This window comes from Pontixanthobacter aquaemixtae (assembly GCF_009827395.1).
In the GTDB taxonomy this organism is placed as follows: Bacteria; Pseudomonadota; Alphaproteobacteria; order Sphingomonadales; family Sphingomonadaceae; genus Pontixanthobacter; species Pontixanthobacter aquaemixtae.
On record NZ_WTYX01000001.1, the window covers coordinates 1,241,293 to 1,254,687 of the forward strand.

11 protein-coding genes are annotated in these 13,395 nt (G+C 57.7%); 7 read left to right on the top strand and 4 right to left on the bottom strand.

The genetic code is table 11. The annotated features are described in order from the left end of the window. Nucleotides 1–74 precede the first annotated feature (74 nt). From GRI41_RS06010 to GRI41_RS06025, 4 genes are all read left to right on the top strand, one after another. On the top strand, nt 75–707 hold the full coding sequence (locus GRI41_RS06010; protein WP_160603838.1) for an RpiB/LacA/LacB family sugar-phosphate isomerase: 633 nt from the start codon (nt 75–77) through the stop codon (nt 705–707). A 22-nt stretch (nt 708–729) separates the two neighbouring features. Next, nucleotides 730–1,503 carry a 2-dehydro-3-deoxy-D-gluconate 5-dehydrogenase KduD gene (gene kduD, locus GRI41_RS06015; RefSeq protein WP_202388665.1) on the top strand — a complete coding sequence of 258 codons (774 nt, stop codon included), beginning with the start codon at nt 730–732 and terminating at the stop codon, nt 1,501–1,503. A 138-nt stretch (nt 1,504–1,641) separates the two neighbouring features. Further along, complete coding sequence (locus GRI41_RS06020; RefSeq protein WP_235901061.1) at nt 1,642–3,159, top strand: carboxylesterase/lipase family protein; 1,518 nt, start codon at nt 1,642–1,644, stop codon at nt 3,157–3,159. 3 nt (nt 3,160–3,162) lie between these two features. After that, nucleotides 3,163–4,032, top strand: coding sequence for a rhamnogalacturonan acetylesterase (locus GRI41_RS06025; protein ID WP_202388666.1), 870 nt, complete (start codon nt 3,163–3,165; stop codon nt 4,030–4,032). A gap of 6 nt (nt 4,033–4,038) precedes the next feature. On the opposite strand, the gene GRI41_RS06030 is transcribed toward GRI41_RS06025, so the two are convergent. From GRI41_RS06030 to GRI41_RS06040, 3 genes are all read right to left on the bottom strand, one after another. Beyond that, nucleotides 4,039–4,389 (bottom strand): cupin domain-containing protein, encoded by a 351-nt coding sequence (locus tag GRI41_RS06030; protein WP_235901159.1) that lies wholly within the window; start codon nt 4,387–4,389, stop codon nt 4,039–4,041. 83 nt (nt 4,390–4,472) lie between these two features. After that, nucleotides 4,473–5,804, bottom strand: a complete 1,332-nt coding sequence (locus GRI41_RS06035; protein ID WP_160603841.1) for a pectate lyase family protein — start codon at nt 5,802–5,804, stop codon at nt 4,473–4,475. 116 nt (nt 5,805–5,920) lie between these two features. After that, nucleotides 5,921–8,665, bottom strand: a complete 2,745-nt coding sequence (locus tag GRI41_RS06040; RefSeq protein ID WP_160603842.1) for a TonB-dependent receptor — start codon at nt 8,663–8,665, stop codon at nt 5,921–5,923. A gap of 460 nt (nt 8,666–9,125) precedes the next feature. Between GRI41_RS06040 and GRI41_RS06045 the strand changes: the two genes are divergently transcribed. Genes GRI41_RS06045 through GRI41_RS06055 form a run of 3 tightly spaced genes read left to right on the top strand, consistent with a single transcriptional unit; the run spans nt 9,126 to nt 11,805 of the window. Beyond that, nucleotides 9,126–10,040, top strand: a complete 915-nt coding sequence (locus GRI41_RS06045) for a TRAP transporter substrate-binding protein (protein WP_235901062.1) — start codon at nt 9,126–9,128, stop codon at nt 10,038–10,040. Nucleotides 10,041–10,042: 2 nt separating this feature from the next. Beyond that, a complete protein-coding gene (locus tag GRI41_RS06050) occupies nt 10,043–10,522 on the top strand; it encodes a TRAP transporter small permease (protein WP_160603844.1) in 480 nt (159 codons plus the stop codon). Further along, a complete protein-coding gene (locus GRI41_RS06055) occupies nt 10,522–11,805 on the top strand; it encodes a TRAP transporter large permease (RefSeq protein WP_160603845.1) in 1,284 nt (427 codons plus the stop codon). Before GRI41_RS06050 ends, GRI41_RS06055 begins: the two co-directional genes overlap by 1 nt. Here the strand turns inward: GRI41_RS06055 and GRI41_RS06060 are convergent, their stop codons facing one another. Further along, nucleotides 11,806–13,329 (bottom strand): UxaA family hydrolase, encoded by a 1,524-nt coding sequence (locus GRI41_RS06060; protein WP_160603846.1) that lies wholly within the window; start codon nt 13,327–13,329, stop codon nt 11,806–11,808. It abuts the gene before it with no gap. Between the last annotated feature and the right edge of the window lie 66 nt (nt 13,330–13,395).

A 13,395-nucleotide genomic window follows, 5' to 3' on the forward strand; every position in this document is an offset into this window, starting at 1 on the left:
GACACCGGTTTCCTCTCGCTTCGAATCGAGGCATTGAGGCGACAAAACAATGCTCTTGCGAGCAAGGAGACAATATGAAGATCGCTTTGATCAACGAGAACAGCCAAGCAGCCAAAAATTGCATCATTCACGACGCCCTGACCGCCGTTGCCGAGCCACTTGGCCATGAGGTGCACAATTACGGGATGTATACTGCAGAGGACGACGCGCAGGTTACCTACCCCATGGTCGGCTTGCTGACAGGCATATTGCTGAATTCAGGCGCTGCCGATTTCGTGGTCACCGGATGCGGAACCGGCTCGGGCTCAATGCTGGCGGCCAATGCAATGCCGGGCGTGTTTTGCGGCCTGGTGATTGACCCGACCGACGCCTTCCTCTTCGCCCAGATCAATGACGGCAACGCCGTTGCCATGCCCTATGCCAAGGGTTTTGGCTGGGCTGCGGAACTGAATCTGCAGGATTGCTATCGCAAATTGTTCGAAGGCGAGAGCGGCGTCGGTTACCCCAAAGAACGTGCAGCGATTATGAAAAAGAATCGCGGCGTTCTGGCAGATCTGAAGTCGAAAACCTGCCATGACATGCTGACAGTGCTCAAGACCGTTGACCAAGAACTGCTTCGCAGCGCTGTCGCTGGTGAGAAATTTGCCGAGCTTTTCTACGCCAATTCGAAAGACGATGCGATCAACGAATATCTGCGCGGTCTCTAAGTCAGGACGGGAGAATTGATCCATGATTAACGGTGCATTCGATCTGACCGGCAAAGTGGCTCTGGTGACCGGCGCAAATACCGGCATCGGTCAAGGCATAGCTGTCGCACTGGCCCAAGCGGGGGCCGATGTGGCGCTTGTCGCCCGGCGTGATCCTGCGGAAACCAAGAAGCTTGTCGAGGAAGCCGGCGTCCGCGCGCATGTTGTCATGGCTGATCTATCTTCGATCGAACCGTGCGAGAGAATTGTCGAGGATGTGGTTGCCGCGCTCGGCCGCATCGACATACTCGTAAACAATGCGGGCATCATCCGGCGCACCGACGCGCTCGATTTCTCGGAAGAGGATTGGGATGCAGTGATGGAAGTAAACCTCAAGGTGTTGTTCTTCCTAAGCCAATCAGTCGCCCGTCATATGACCGGATGGGCCAGCCAGTCTGGCGAGCGGGGCAAGATCATCAACATCGCTTCGATGCTCACATTCCAAGGCGGGATTCGGGTTCCCAGCTACACCGCAAGCAAAAGCGGCGTAGGCGGATTGACCAAGCTGATGGCGAATGAATGGGCGCTCAAGGGTATCAACACCAATGCCATTGCCCCGGGATATATCGCCACCAACAACACCGAAGCGCTCCAGGCTGACGAAACCCGCAACCGGCAAATTCTCGAACGGATTCCGGAAGGCCGCTGGGGCGATCCGGCTGATATCGGCGGGGCTGCCGTGTTCCTCGCCAGCAGGGCATCGGATTACGTCCAAGGACACATTCTTGCCGTTGATGGTGGGTGGCTCGCGCGATGATACTTTCGCCGGAAACAGGCTGCCTCGCCTGCTTCGGCGAAAATTCGCTACGCCATTCGCCTTCTTCAGGCGCGCAGTGTTCGCGAGCCTATGTCAGCCGGTAGCGGAATAAGCCGGCGAAGCGCCATCGGCGGCGCTATGGCAGGGGCCGCCCTGCTCCATGCACCCGCGATCAGTGCTGTGGCTGGAAAGCCTGATCCCAAAGTATTGAATTACCGCGGCTTCATTGACCGTGGAACCCCGGCCTTTTTCGGCATCCGTTATGCCCGTGCGCAGCGTTTCGATCTACCGGTGCGCGAACCGCTACCGCAAAGTGAGACTCCGGCGACCGAGTTTGGCCCCTTGTGCCCGCAACGCAACCCGATGACACCGCTGATGAGCGAGGATTGCCTGTTCCTCAACATCTGGTCGCCCGATCCCTCCGCCAATGCGCGACGTCCGGTTATGGTCTATTTCCACGGCGGCGCTTACAATTGGGGATCTGTCACCGATCCGATTACGCAAGGCCCGCATCTTGCCACTAAGGGCGATGTCGTAGTCGTCAGCGTCAATCACAGGCTAAACCTGTTCGGATATGGATGGCTGTCGCCCTTTGGCGATCGCTTCCGCAGCAGCGGAAATGCCGGACAGCTCGATCTGGTTTGCGCGTTGCAATGGGTACGCGATAACATCGGAGCCTTCGGCGGCGATCCTGATCGTGTAATGGTGTTCGGCCAATCCGGAGGGGGAGCCAAAATTGCCACTCTGATGGCAATGCCCGAAGCAGATGGCCTGTTTCACTCCGCAGCCACGATGAGCGGACAGCAAGTGACCGGACAGGGGCCGGAAAACGCATGGAAAAGGACCCGTGCATTCATGCGCGAAATCGGGATCGGCGAGAATGATGCGGAGGCGCTGCTTACTCTACCGCACGAGCGCCTGATCGAAGGGCTGACCGCTGTCGATCCGATACTGGGCGGCGGGATCTATTTCGGCCCGGTGCTCGATATGGTTCACCTCCACCGCCATCCGTTCTGGCCCGATGCCGCACCGCAATCGCGCCATATTCCAATGATCCTGGGCAACACTAGCGACGAAACCCGCGCCTTTATCCGCGCAGACGGGCCGGTAGTGCGCGATCTCGATTGGTCCAACATCGCCGAGAGGCTTGCTCCGCAAATCAGGATCGACCTGCGCCCTGACTGGGTCATATCGCAATACCGCGCCCAATTTCCCGAATGGTCCGCAGAAGAAGTTTTCTACGCCGCGACCACCGCGGGGCGAAGCTGGCCCGGCCAAGTTATTGAAGCAGACAGGCGGGCAGAAGCAGGTGCCAAAGCCACTTGGGTGTACCAATTGGACCGGGAAAGCCCGATCGATCCCAAACGCGGCGCGGCGCATACCGATGATCTGCCCTATGTCTTCGGGACGCTTGCTGCTCCGGGAAGTTATTCGGGCACAGACAAACGAGCGCAAGAAATCAGCGATGCGACGATCGCCGCATTTGCGGGAATGGCGCACAATGGAAAGCCGGGCCTTGAGAGCTGGGCACCATACACCCTGCCCGACCGCGAAACGCTCGTCATCGGGCAAGAGCACATTGCAATGCAAAGCGATCCCAGACGATGGGAACGCGAACTCTGGGCAACAGGCCCCTATATCCAACCGGGGAGTTGAAGCGTGAAACGAATATTTTTCGCAAGCCTGGCCATGGCTGCAGCCAATGTTGCAAGCTTTGCATCAGCCCAGACCGCGCCCTCTACCCCGGCACCGCAAACGCAAAGCGGCACGGTCGAAAACATCAACAAGATTATCCTCGTCGGCGATTCGACGACTGCCACGGGAAATGGGTGGGGATCGATGTTTTGCGCTCACCACACAACGCACCCCACTGCCTGCCTCAACCTCGCCCGCAATGGCAGGAGCAGCGGGTCATTCCGGGCCGAGGGGCTGTGGGATGTTGCCCTGCGCGAAATGCAGGTAGAGGGATATGGCGATGTCTTTGTCCTGATCGGCTTCGGTCATAATGACCAGCGCGGCAAACCGGGCCGATCGACCGATCTCGAGACCGAATTTCCCGCAAACATGCGCCGCTACGTCGCTGAAATTCGCGCTGCCGGAGCGACGCCGGTTTTGTTCACGCCGCTGACCCGTCGGTCATTCGATGACGGAGAGGTCACCCGCGATCTCGACGCTTGGGCGAATGTTATCCGCCAGATTGCGAAAGACACAGGAACACCATTGATCGATCTGAACGAGCGCAGCCGCGACATTGTCCAGGCTCTGGGCCCCTCGGTCCAGAACATGCTGGCCGAACGCCCAGCCAGCCCCGAAGTGTCTGCGGCGGCTGCTATTGATGGCGAAACGCTGCCTTCTGAAACGGGTCGGCCTGACTTGCCGGCTTCGCCCCCGGACTTGCGCATCGCGAAGATGAATTCGCGTTTTGACTATACCCATCTCGGCGAATTTGGCGCGAAACTGTTCGCGTCGGTCGTCGCAGCCGAAGCGGTAAAGGTGGAGCCTGAAATTCGCCGGCTGATCCGTCCCTGACCGCGATCAGTCCTTGGGGCTAACCGGGTAGGATATGATGATCGACAGAGGTTCCGGTCCGACCTGTCTGATGCCGACCACAGCGCCTTCATACAAATAAGCCGCCATGCCCGGGCTCAGTTCTGCCTCGACTCCGTCCGACATAACCACGCCTTTCCCAGACGTTACATAATAGACCTCGTCATGCGAGATCGGATGTTCACCAACTGCCGCGCCGGGATCGAGGACACGCCGGCGGAATTCCATTGTCCGCGGCTGCGGCGCAGCATCGCTTATGCGGTAGGCGGTCGACATCCCGATGGCGCCGTGAGGCGGCGCCTCGCGGACTTTCACGTCACTCTCGGAAACCACGACCATCGGCGGAACGGTGGAAACTGGCTGCGCGCCATTCGCTGCGCAAGCGCCCAATTGCGCAGCGAGAAGTATCAGCGCACAGCGTTTCATTTGTTGGATTCCCGCATCTCGCGGTCTCTTGGCGAAAGGTGTTCCTGTGCGCCGGCTTTCTGCCCCGGCATAACACCAGACTTTGTGGTCATATCGGACAGATTCCAATCGACCGCGACGAAGGGCGCTTTGGTAGAAGCGAACTCGGGATAGCCGCCTACTTCGCTTTCGGAATCGATGATTTCGCCCCGCCCCTCGGCGATGAAGAACAGCACGCGTGTTTCCATTTCGCTTCTGTCCCAAGGACGCGCGCCCGCGGTGGCAAGCAGGTGCGTTTCGACCTCGATCGACGGCAAGATGGTATAGTCCGACAAATCGTGAAGCGGCGCATCCTGCTGCTTGATCTCGGCCGAAGTCACGCCATACCGGCCGAACATGGGAAGGTCGCTTCCATACCGGTCCACCGCAACGTTATCGTGGCCGTAATAGAGTAGGTCTCCCACCCCGCCGATTGTGAGGAAAGGCAGCCCATCATCGGTGCTGTTGCCACCGCGCAAGACGTTGCCAACCGCGGTCAGCTTTCCGTCCACTGCCCCGTGCCCCGCCCATTCGAGGTCCATGAGGTTGTAGTGAACCGCCCGGTATTGCGGATCGTAAATCAGATTGTTGATCATCAACGCTTCAACGCCCCCTTTGAGCAGCGGCGAGCGTTCGACATTATGCGCCCAGATATTGCCTTCGAAGACGATACCCGTTGCGTTGTCGTGGATGAGCGAACCTTTTGAATGCTCTCCTTTGGGGTGCGTTGAATCGGCAAGGCCTTCGGCGGCAAGGTTCGACCGGAAAACGATGTTTCGGCTTGTTCCCTCGCGCCATTCCTCCACCGTGTCGCCGGTAAAGCGGGGGCCAGAGGCGGACATGTTCTCGTCAATCGCCCAGAAGAAGCTGTTATTTTCAATTACAACGTTGTGCGCTGAACGGGTGGAAAATGCATCCACTTCCCAGCCATGGCGTTTGGGCAGGCCGTCACTGCCAACGACCACGCGCAGATGTTGAAGCAGCACATCATGCGTTTTCACATCGATCCCGCCGCGAAGGATTGTAATCCCTGGCGAAGGCGCTGTCTGGCCAGCGATAGTCACAAACGGCTCTGCAATTTCGAGCGTTGATCGCTCCAAATCGATTGCTCCACCTACTTCGAAAACAATGATCCGGGGGCCTTTGGCAGCAAGCGCTTCGGCAAGGCTACCGGGACCGTCTTTTGCCAAGGTGGTGACGCGGATGATTTTGCCGCCCTTGCCCCCTGATGTGGGGTCTGGCGGAGACGCATAGACAAGATTTCCGAATACCAGGGCAAGCACGGCAGCAATTTTCAATATGGTCCGCATGACATCCTCACTTTATTCTATTCTTGCCGGTCAATCGATGGCTCGGCTGTGCGCACAAAAAAGCCGCCGGCGTGAGGAGAGTCGCGCCGGCGGCCTATCAAGTCAATTCTACCGGCTCAGAAGCTGTAACGCGCACCGAGCAGGAAGTTGCGACCCGTATGGTGGTAGAGTGTCGGCAGATTCAGCACATCGAATGTCTGAAACTCGAACTCGTCGGTCAAGTTGATCGCTTCGAAGGTGACTTCGACCTGATCTGTCAGCTGGTAGGAAGCCGAGAAATCGAGGTTGAAAGTCGAACCGACGCCGCGCGATTCGCGCCCTTCGGTCCGTCCGCTCGCATTAGGAAGCCGGGTGAGATAGGCATCGCGATAGGCACCGGTAACACGTGCCGCAAACTTCTCATCTTCATAATAGAGCGTTGCGTTGAACGAGTTTGGCGAGAAGCCGATAATGTCGTCCGAATTGACGTAGGTGTAGTTACCGACGAACCCGAAATTATCCAGACCGGAACCAAGGAAGGTAAACGGAGTCTGGAAAATCACTTCCAGACCTTTCACCTTCGCATCGTCACCGTTGACCTGCTGGTTGATATCAACCCGCGGGTCCTGTCCTGCAGAGAGCAGTTGCGCCAGCGGACTGGTGGGAGAAGCAACGCTGTTTGGCAGGCCGGTCTGGCTAAACGTGGTTTCGATGGTATCGGCCTGTTGGAAGAACGAAGAAATGTCCTTCTGGAACAATGCCAGAGCGAGCAGTGCTTCCGGTTGGAAGTACCATTCGATGCTGATGTCATAGGTCCAGGCACGGAACGGATCGAGGCCAGGATTACCCAGGCTGAAGTTGAACGGAGGACCGTTAAACGTGTCGATCGAACCGCCAGGCGTCAGGTCACCCAATTCGGGGCGAGCCATTACCTTGGCGATGCCGCCACGGATAAGCAGATCCGGTGTCGGCTCGAGAACCACGTTGAAAGCAGGAAGCCAATCGTCATAGCTGCGATCGATGGTTACTTCGTCAGTGCCGTTCACGAAGCCGGTCGACGAAACATTGGTTTCAACAAACCGCACGCCGAAGTCACCGCGAACAGGCATATCGCCGAGCGTAAGATCGAAATCGGCCTGAACAAATCCGCCGTAATCGGTTTCTACAACGCTGCGCGTATCCTGTGCCCGCACAACCGGCGGGATGCTGAACAGGTTGATGGCGTTGACTGCCGCATCAAAGTTCGGCGTGACCCATGTGCGATCGGTCCCGGCTGGAAGCCCCAATCCGCTGCCGTAGCCACTGAGCAGGTTAGCCAAGCTTGCATCGACAGCGATCGGGCCTGTTCCGGTGATGTCAGAAACATCACCTTCTGCACGACCTTCAAACGTTTCGAACTTGAAGCGTTTGTAGCTGAAGCCGGTTTTGAGAGTGAGCGATGGGCTTACTTCCCATTCCAGATTTGGCTGGAACGTATCGTAGCTGTTGTCCACACCCTGAGGGCGGTTCCTATATTGCGTGAACAGGAAGGACGACGGATCGGTTACGTCGAAATTGCCAAAGCTGATATCGGGAGTGTTGAAGCTGTTGGTGAAATCGTAGCTGTAACCACTAACCGGCGTGGCCGCGTCGAAGAAGATCGTCGCTTGCTGCGGGATGCTCAGATCTGAACGGGAGATACCGCCAAGAACATTCAACCGGAAAGTATCGGTGAATTCATGTTCCAGCTCACCGGTGATCTGGAAATATTCTGTGTTCAGCTTGTCCCGGCGGTGCTCGCTGCGAACTGGAATGATACCGTTCGCGGCGTCTGCCTGAATGTCAGCCACCAACCGCGTAATCACACCATCGCCATTGATCGTGTAATCGGTCACATCGAGATTGTCGGTGTTGGAACGGATGAAGACCTCGAGGAATTCCTCCGAACGGTCGCCTTTAAAGTCGGAATAAAGACCGTCAAAGCTGATCGTTGTATTGTCGCCCGGACGGAATTGGAGCGAACCGGTAATTCCGAGACGCTGCTGGTCATAGTCCAGACGGCCATAGCGCGGAATGCGCGCATACCATGCGTTGCGCAGTTCCTCGCAGGCACCGCCAGTGGGGTTGCCGGCGCAATTTTGGCCCAGCGCCGAACGGAATGTGGCGAAGTCATCGAAACGGACGGTCGAGAAGCCTTCTTCGCGGATCAGACGATCCTGGAAAGCGACCGACAGCAACGCGCCGAAAGTCTCGTCATCGTTGGTGTAAGACAGCAGACCTGCAACGCGCGGACCCAAATCCTCTGCAAGGTCGTTATATTGCGCCTGCGCGCTCAATGCACCGGTCAGGCCCGCGCCGTAATCGAAGGGTCGGCCAGTGCGAAGTTCAACATTGGCACCCAGCGAGCCTTCTTCAATTTCCGCCGACTGCGTTTTGCGAACGGCCAATTCGTTGAAGAGTTCAGACGCGAATACGTTGAAGTCAAAAGCGCGGCTTCTGTTCGTGCCACCCGAAGCGTCGGAGCCGCCGCTGGTAGACAGCGCTTCAAGACCGTTCACGCGAACGCGGGTAAAGGTACCACCCAGACCGCGCACGGTAATCCGCCGGCCCTCGCCCGCCTGCCTGTCGATTGCAACACCGGGAATGCGTTGCAACGATTCCGCCAGGTTAAGATCAGGAAAGTCCGCAATGTCTTCCGCAACAATCACATCGACAACACCGGTTGCCTCGCGCTTTGTATCCAGCGCTTCGTCAAGACTTTGGCGGAAACCGGTTACAACGATTGTATTGTCGTCTTCAGCGGCAGTCTCACCTGTATCTTGCGCGATCGCGGCCACTGGGCATGAAATCGCGAACAGCGAAGCCCCTGTAAGCGCAGCCTTTTTGATGAATTCGAATCGCATTCTAGAACCTCCCAAACACCTCTGTAATCCCAAGAAACCGGTGTCATTTTTTTGACTTGATACCGGTGTCATTTTTGGTATCTATGCCAATTGAAGGCATTTGGCAAGGGGGTTGACCGGCAAAAATTGTCGGCAACAGTGAGGATGGGATGAGGAACAGCGATCTCAGATCGGCGTCAGCCGCAGTCGGCGTCCCCGCACCCGTGAGTGTGGCAACCGTCCTTTCTAGGTCGCGGCACACCCTTGAACGCGCCCCACACATAAGCGCATTTTCGCATCCGTCCGGGGCGCTTGGCCAATGGCCAAGGGGTGCAGCCTGCATAAATCCCCGTCCACATGCCACAGATGGCGGAAAGGCCACAACATGACAAAGGGAATGCCTATGCTACCCAGACGAACGGTATTGGCCGGATCACTTACATTGGCCGCCGGCGCTCTGCTGCCTGCTTGCAAACCCGTCATGTCGGGAATGCTAACGGGCGCGGATGCACATCCCGCAACCTATCCGACAGTTCGCGCTGTCGAATTCATGGGCCGATATCTTGCAGAAAGAACCAATGGCAGGCTTGGCATCAAAGTTTATGCAGGCGGTCAGTTGGGCAATGAAACCGATACGCTGGAAATCACCAGCTTCGGCGGTATCGATCTCAACCGGGTCAATTTCGCGCCGCTCAACAGTATAGAGCCGATGACCCTGCCCTTCTCTCTCCCGTTCATTTTCGATTCGGTTTCGCATATGCGCCGCGTGGTCGACAGCGAAGTGGGTAACGAAGTGCTGGCGTCGCTAGAGCAGCACAAGCTGATCGGCCTGTGCATCTACGATTCCGGCGCGCGCAGTTTCTACAACGTTCGCAGAGCGATCACGCAGCCTTCCGATATGGAAGGGCTCAAGATCCGCGTTCCCGCGTCCGACCTGTATATCGCCATGGTCAATGCGCTTGGGGCAAATGCTGTACCGATCCCATTTGGCGAGATTTACCAGTCGCTGGCACAAGGCGTAATCGACGGTGCGGAGAACAACTGGCCCACTTTCGTGGGAGAACGGCACTACGAAGTCGCTGGCTACCTCAGCCTGACACAGCATCTTCTTACACCGGAAGCGCTCGTGATGAGCAAAGTAAGCTGGGACCGCCTTTCAGCGGAAGACCAGGCCCTTCTGCGCGAAGCGGCCAAGGCTTCCGTGATTGAAATGAGACGCTTGTGGGACATCCGCGTCGACGAAGCTAAGGCCGCTGTCGCTGCTTCCGATGTGAAAGTGAACGAAGTCGACACACAGCCTTTCGCCGATCTCATGCGCCCCGTCTGGGACCAGTTTATCACCTCACCGGCCCAGCAAAGCGTGGTCGAGCGCGTTCTTGAAATGAAGGAGGGGTAATCATGGCTGCGTCCATTTCCCGCTTGTTGGTCGCTTTCGGCTCCATCGGACTGCTTGCCATGACGGCGATCATCGGGTGGCAGGTCCTCGGGCGTTTCGTGCTCAATTCCAGTCCGTCTTGGACAGAGCAGGCATCGCTGATCATGATGATCTGGTACGTAATGTTCGCCGCGGCGGCGGGCGTTTATGAAGGCTTTCATATTCGCATCGCGCTGCTCGAAGAGAAATTCGGTGATCGTGCGCGGCCGCTCTTGCGGCTCGTGGCAATTGTCATCGCGATCGTCGGACTTGTTCTGTTGGTTTACGGAGCGCAGCTGTGCTGGGCGGTTCGCTCCAACGTCGTGCCATCGCTCGGGATCAGCCGGGCGGTTGCCTACATCCCCCTTCCCGTTTCCGGTCTGCTCATGGCGCTGTTCGCCTTGCCGCAGATAATGACCGGTCGCCATCCGGCCGAAATGTCACAAGAATTGGAGGCAAAATAATGGAGCTTCTCGTTCTCTTCGGTGTGCTTTTCATCCTGCTCATTCTGGGCGTGCCGGTCGCATTCTCTCTGCTCGCTGCCGCTCTCGCCTGTTTTCTGGCAATGGGCATCCCGCCAATTGTCGCGGTTCAAAGGGTCGCGTCGGGCATCAGCGTGTTCACGCTCATGGCAATTCCGTTTTTCATTTTTGCCGGTGATCTGATGTACCGAGCGGGCATCGCGGAACGATTGGTGCGCGTTGCGGACGCGGCAATCGGCCGGGTCCGCGGCGGGCTTGGTATCGTTGATGTTGGCGCCTCGATGATGTTCGGCGCTGTTTCGGGATCGGCAATTGCCAGCGCATCGGCCATCGGTTCGACCATGGTTCCGCTGATGAATGACAAAGGGTATCCAAAGGACTACGCCGTCAACGTCACAGTGACAGCCGCGATTGTCGGCCTGTTGATCCCTCCATCGCACAATATGATTATTTATTCTGCGGCATCGGGGATCGGCGTTTCGATCGGCGACCTGTTTCTTGCGGGTGTCATTCCGGGAATTCTGACCGGTACAATGCTCATGCTCGTCGCCTGGCTTGTGGCGCGGAAACGCAAACTGCCGACCGGGCGCTTCCCGGGTTGGCGCGAATTCATTCGTGCAACCGCCTATGCTATTCCCGGCCTTATGACCGCCGTGATCATCATGGGCGGAATTCTGAGCGGATTCTTCACCCCGACCGAAAGTTCGGCAATCGCAGTCATCTATACGATGATTATCGGCACCTTCGTGTATCGCAGCCTCGGCTGGAAAGGCATGTGGGAAGCCGCGGGCAAATCGGTGCGCACCGCATCCATGGTGCTGTTTATCATTGCGGCGGCCACTGCCTTCGGCTTCGCTCTGGCGCTTCTGGAAGTACCCGCCGCACTGGGCGCGCTGATCGGCGTGATGACCGAAAACCCGATTCTGACACTGCTGATCATCAATTTGATGTTGCTGGCGCTGGGCACATTTATGGACATGGCCCCGCTCATCGTGATCACCACGCCGATCTTTCTGCCCGTTGCGATGGGCGTTGGCGTGGACCCGGTTCACTTCGGGATCATCATGATGCTCAATCTCGGTATTGGTCTGGTCACTCCACCGGTTGGATCGGTGTTGTTCGTTGGATCTGCCGTGGGAAAAATTCCGGTAACGTCGCTCGTCCGGACGATCTGGCCGTTCTATCTCACCCTGATCCTGGCGCTGATTGTCATCACTTTCGTGCCGTCCCTGTCGCTTTGGCTGCCGGGCAGCTTCGCGAACTAATCACAGCGTAACGCCGCGCTTCCAGATGGAGATCACGCGCTGGCCGCTGCGTTCGGCCTGCGTGAAACGCCCTCCGGCAATTGCGATCAGGCTTTCTGCAAAGGCTTCGTCAACCGCATCGGGCCCTTCGCCCAGCACACGCCCGGCGTCGAAATCGATCCATCCCGGCTTCGATCCGGCGAGCCGCGAGTTGGAGGAAATCTTTACAGTCGGTACAGGGAAACCGAGCGGCGTTCCGCGGCCGGTGGTAAACAGGATCATCGTTGCCCCTGCAGCGGCCAGAGCGGTGGATGAAACCGCATCATTGCCCGGCGCTTCGAGCAATGTCAGCCCGGCCAGCTTGGCGGTATCTCCGTAGTTGATAACATCGACCAGCGGCGCCTTTCCGCCCTTCTGAACAGCGCCAAGCGACTTTTCTTCCAAAGTGGTAATTCCGCCTGCGATGTTTCCCGGCGAAGGATTTTCGGAAACAGGCTGCCCCTGTTCGATAAAATAGCGTTTGAAGCGGTTCACCAATTCGCCGGCCGCGGCGAATATCTCTGCCGAATCCGAACGCGCCAATAGAGCATCCTCTGCGCCAAAGACTTCGGGAATTTCGGTCAGGACCAGCTTTCCGCCTGCTGCCGAGAGACTGTCGCTAAATCTGCCCAGCAAGGGGTTGGCTGTCAGGCCGGAAAGCGCGTCCGACCCGCCGCATTTCAACCCTACGGTCAGCGCGCTCGCGGGTGCAGCTTCGCGCTCCAGCGGTTCCAGCGCTTCGACAAGTTCCGCGATGATCGCGAGCAATTCCTCCCGTTCATCCCCTGCTTCCTGCGCGCGCATGCTGCGCAGTTTGCCTCTGCTTCTTTCCGGCACCAGTTCTATCAACTCGTCCAGCTGGTTGCTTTCGCACCCCAGCCCGACGAGCACGACCCCGCCCGCATTGGGATTGTCGCACAAAGCGGCAAGAAGCGCTCTGGTTCCGGAAAGATCGTCACCCAGCTGAGAACAGCCATGCGGATGGCCAAATCCGACGATCCCGTCGAGCTTGCCGCGGTGAATGTCAGAGGCTTCGCGCGCCACCATTTCCACCAGCGGCGCGACGCAGCCTACAGTGGGCAGCAGCCATATTTCATTGCGCGTCGCAAACCTGCCGTCATCGCGGCGGTATCCGTACCATTCGCCCAAAGACATGGTATCTCTGCTGCCAGAAGATGCGCCGGCAAAGGCCCCGTAATCGAGCTCTCCCGACAATGCTGTTGCGAGGTTGTGCGAATGGACATGCTCGCCCGGCAGAATATCTGCGGTCGCGAAGCCAATCCGCGAACCGTACCGGATAACGGAATCTCCCTTCATATGTTGCTGCAAAGCAAATTTGTGTCCGGCGGGAATGGCATTGATCAGCGGAAAGGTCCGCCCGCCAATCGAGAATTCTTCGCCCTCTGAAAGCTCGCGCATGGCAATGGCCACGCTGTCATCCCGGTGGCAAAGCCAAACGGCGGGATAGCCATTTTCGGTTGCGGGCGGCTGTGGATTGCTATGCATGTGCAACAAGGCTCTTTCAGCAGGTGTTGAGAGTTGATTTTGTGTCCCGAAAAGGCCAGAAAACAA

Bases quoted from the DNA above. Each gene is read 5' to 3' on its own strand.
- GRI41_RS06050 (WP_160603844.1), top strand. From the start codon at position 10,043: ATGGCTGCGTCCATTTCCCGCTTGTTGGTCGCTTTCGGCTCCATCGGA.
- GRI41_RS06040 (WP_160603842.1), bottom strand. From the start codon at position 8,665: ATGCGATTCGAATTCATCAAAAAGGCTGCGCTTACAGGGGCTTCGCTG.
- GRI41_RS06010 (WP_160603838.1), top strand. From the start codon at position 75: ATGAAGATCGCTTTGATCAACGAGAACAGCCAAGCAGCCAAAAATTGC.
- GRI41_RS06055 (WP_160603845.1), top strand. From the start codon at position 10,522: ATGGAGCTTCTCGTTCTCTTCGGTGTGCTTTTCATCCTGCTCATTCTG.
- GRI41_RS06045 (WP_235901062.1), top strand. From the start codon at position 9,126: ATGTCGGGAATGCTAACGGGCGCGGATGCACATCCCGCAACCTATCCG.
- GRI41_RS06060 (WP_160603846.1), bottom strand. From the start codon at position 13,329: ATGCATAGCAATCCACAGCCGCCCGCAACCGAAAATGGCTATCCCGCC.
- GRI41_RS06035 (WP_160603841.1), bottom strand. From the start codon at position 5,804: ATGCGGACCATATTGAAAATTGCTGCCGTGCTTGCCCTGGTATTCGGA.
- GRI41_RS06020 (WP_235901061.1), top strand. From the start codon at position 1,642: ATGGCAGGGGCCGCCCTGCTCCATGCACCCGCGATCAGTGCTGTGGCT.
- kduD (WP_202388665.1), top strand. From the start codon at position 730: ATGATTAACGGTGCATTCGATCTGACCGGCAAAGTGGCTCTGGTGACC.
- GRI41_RS06030 (WP_235901159.1), bottom strand. From the start codon at position 4,389: ATGGTCGTGGTTTCCGAGAGTGACGTGAAAGTCCGCGAGGCGCCGCCT.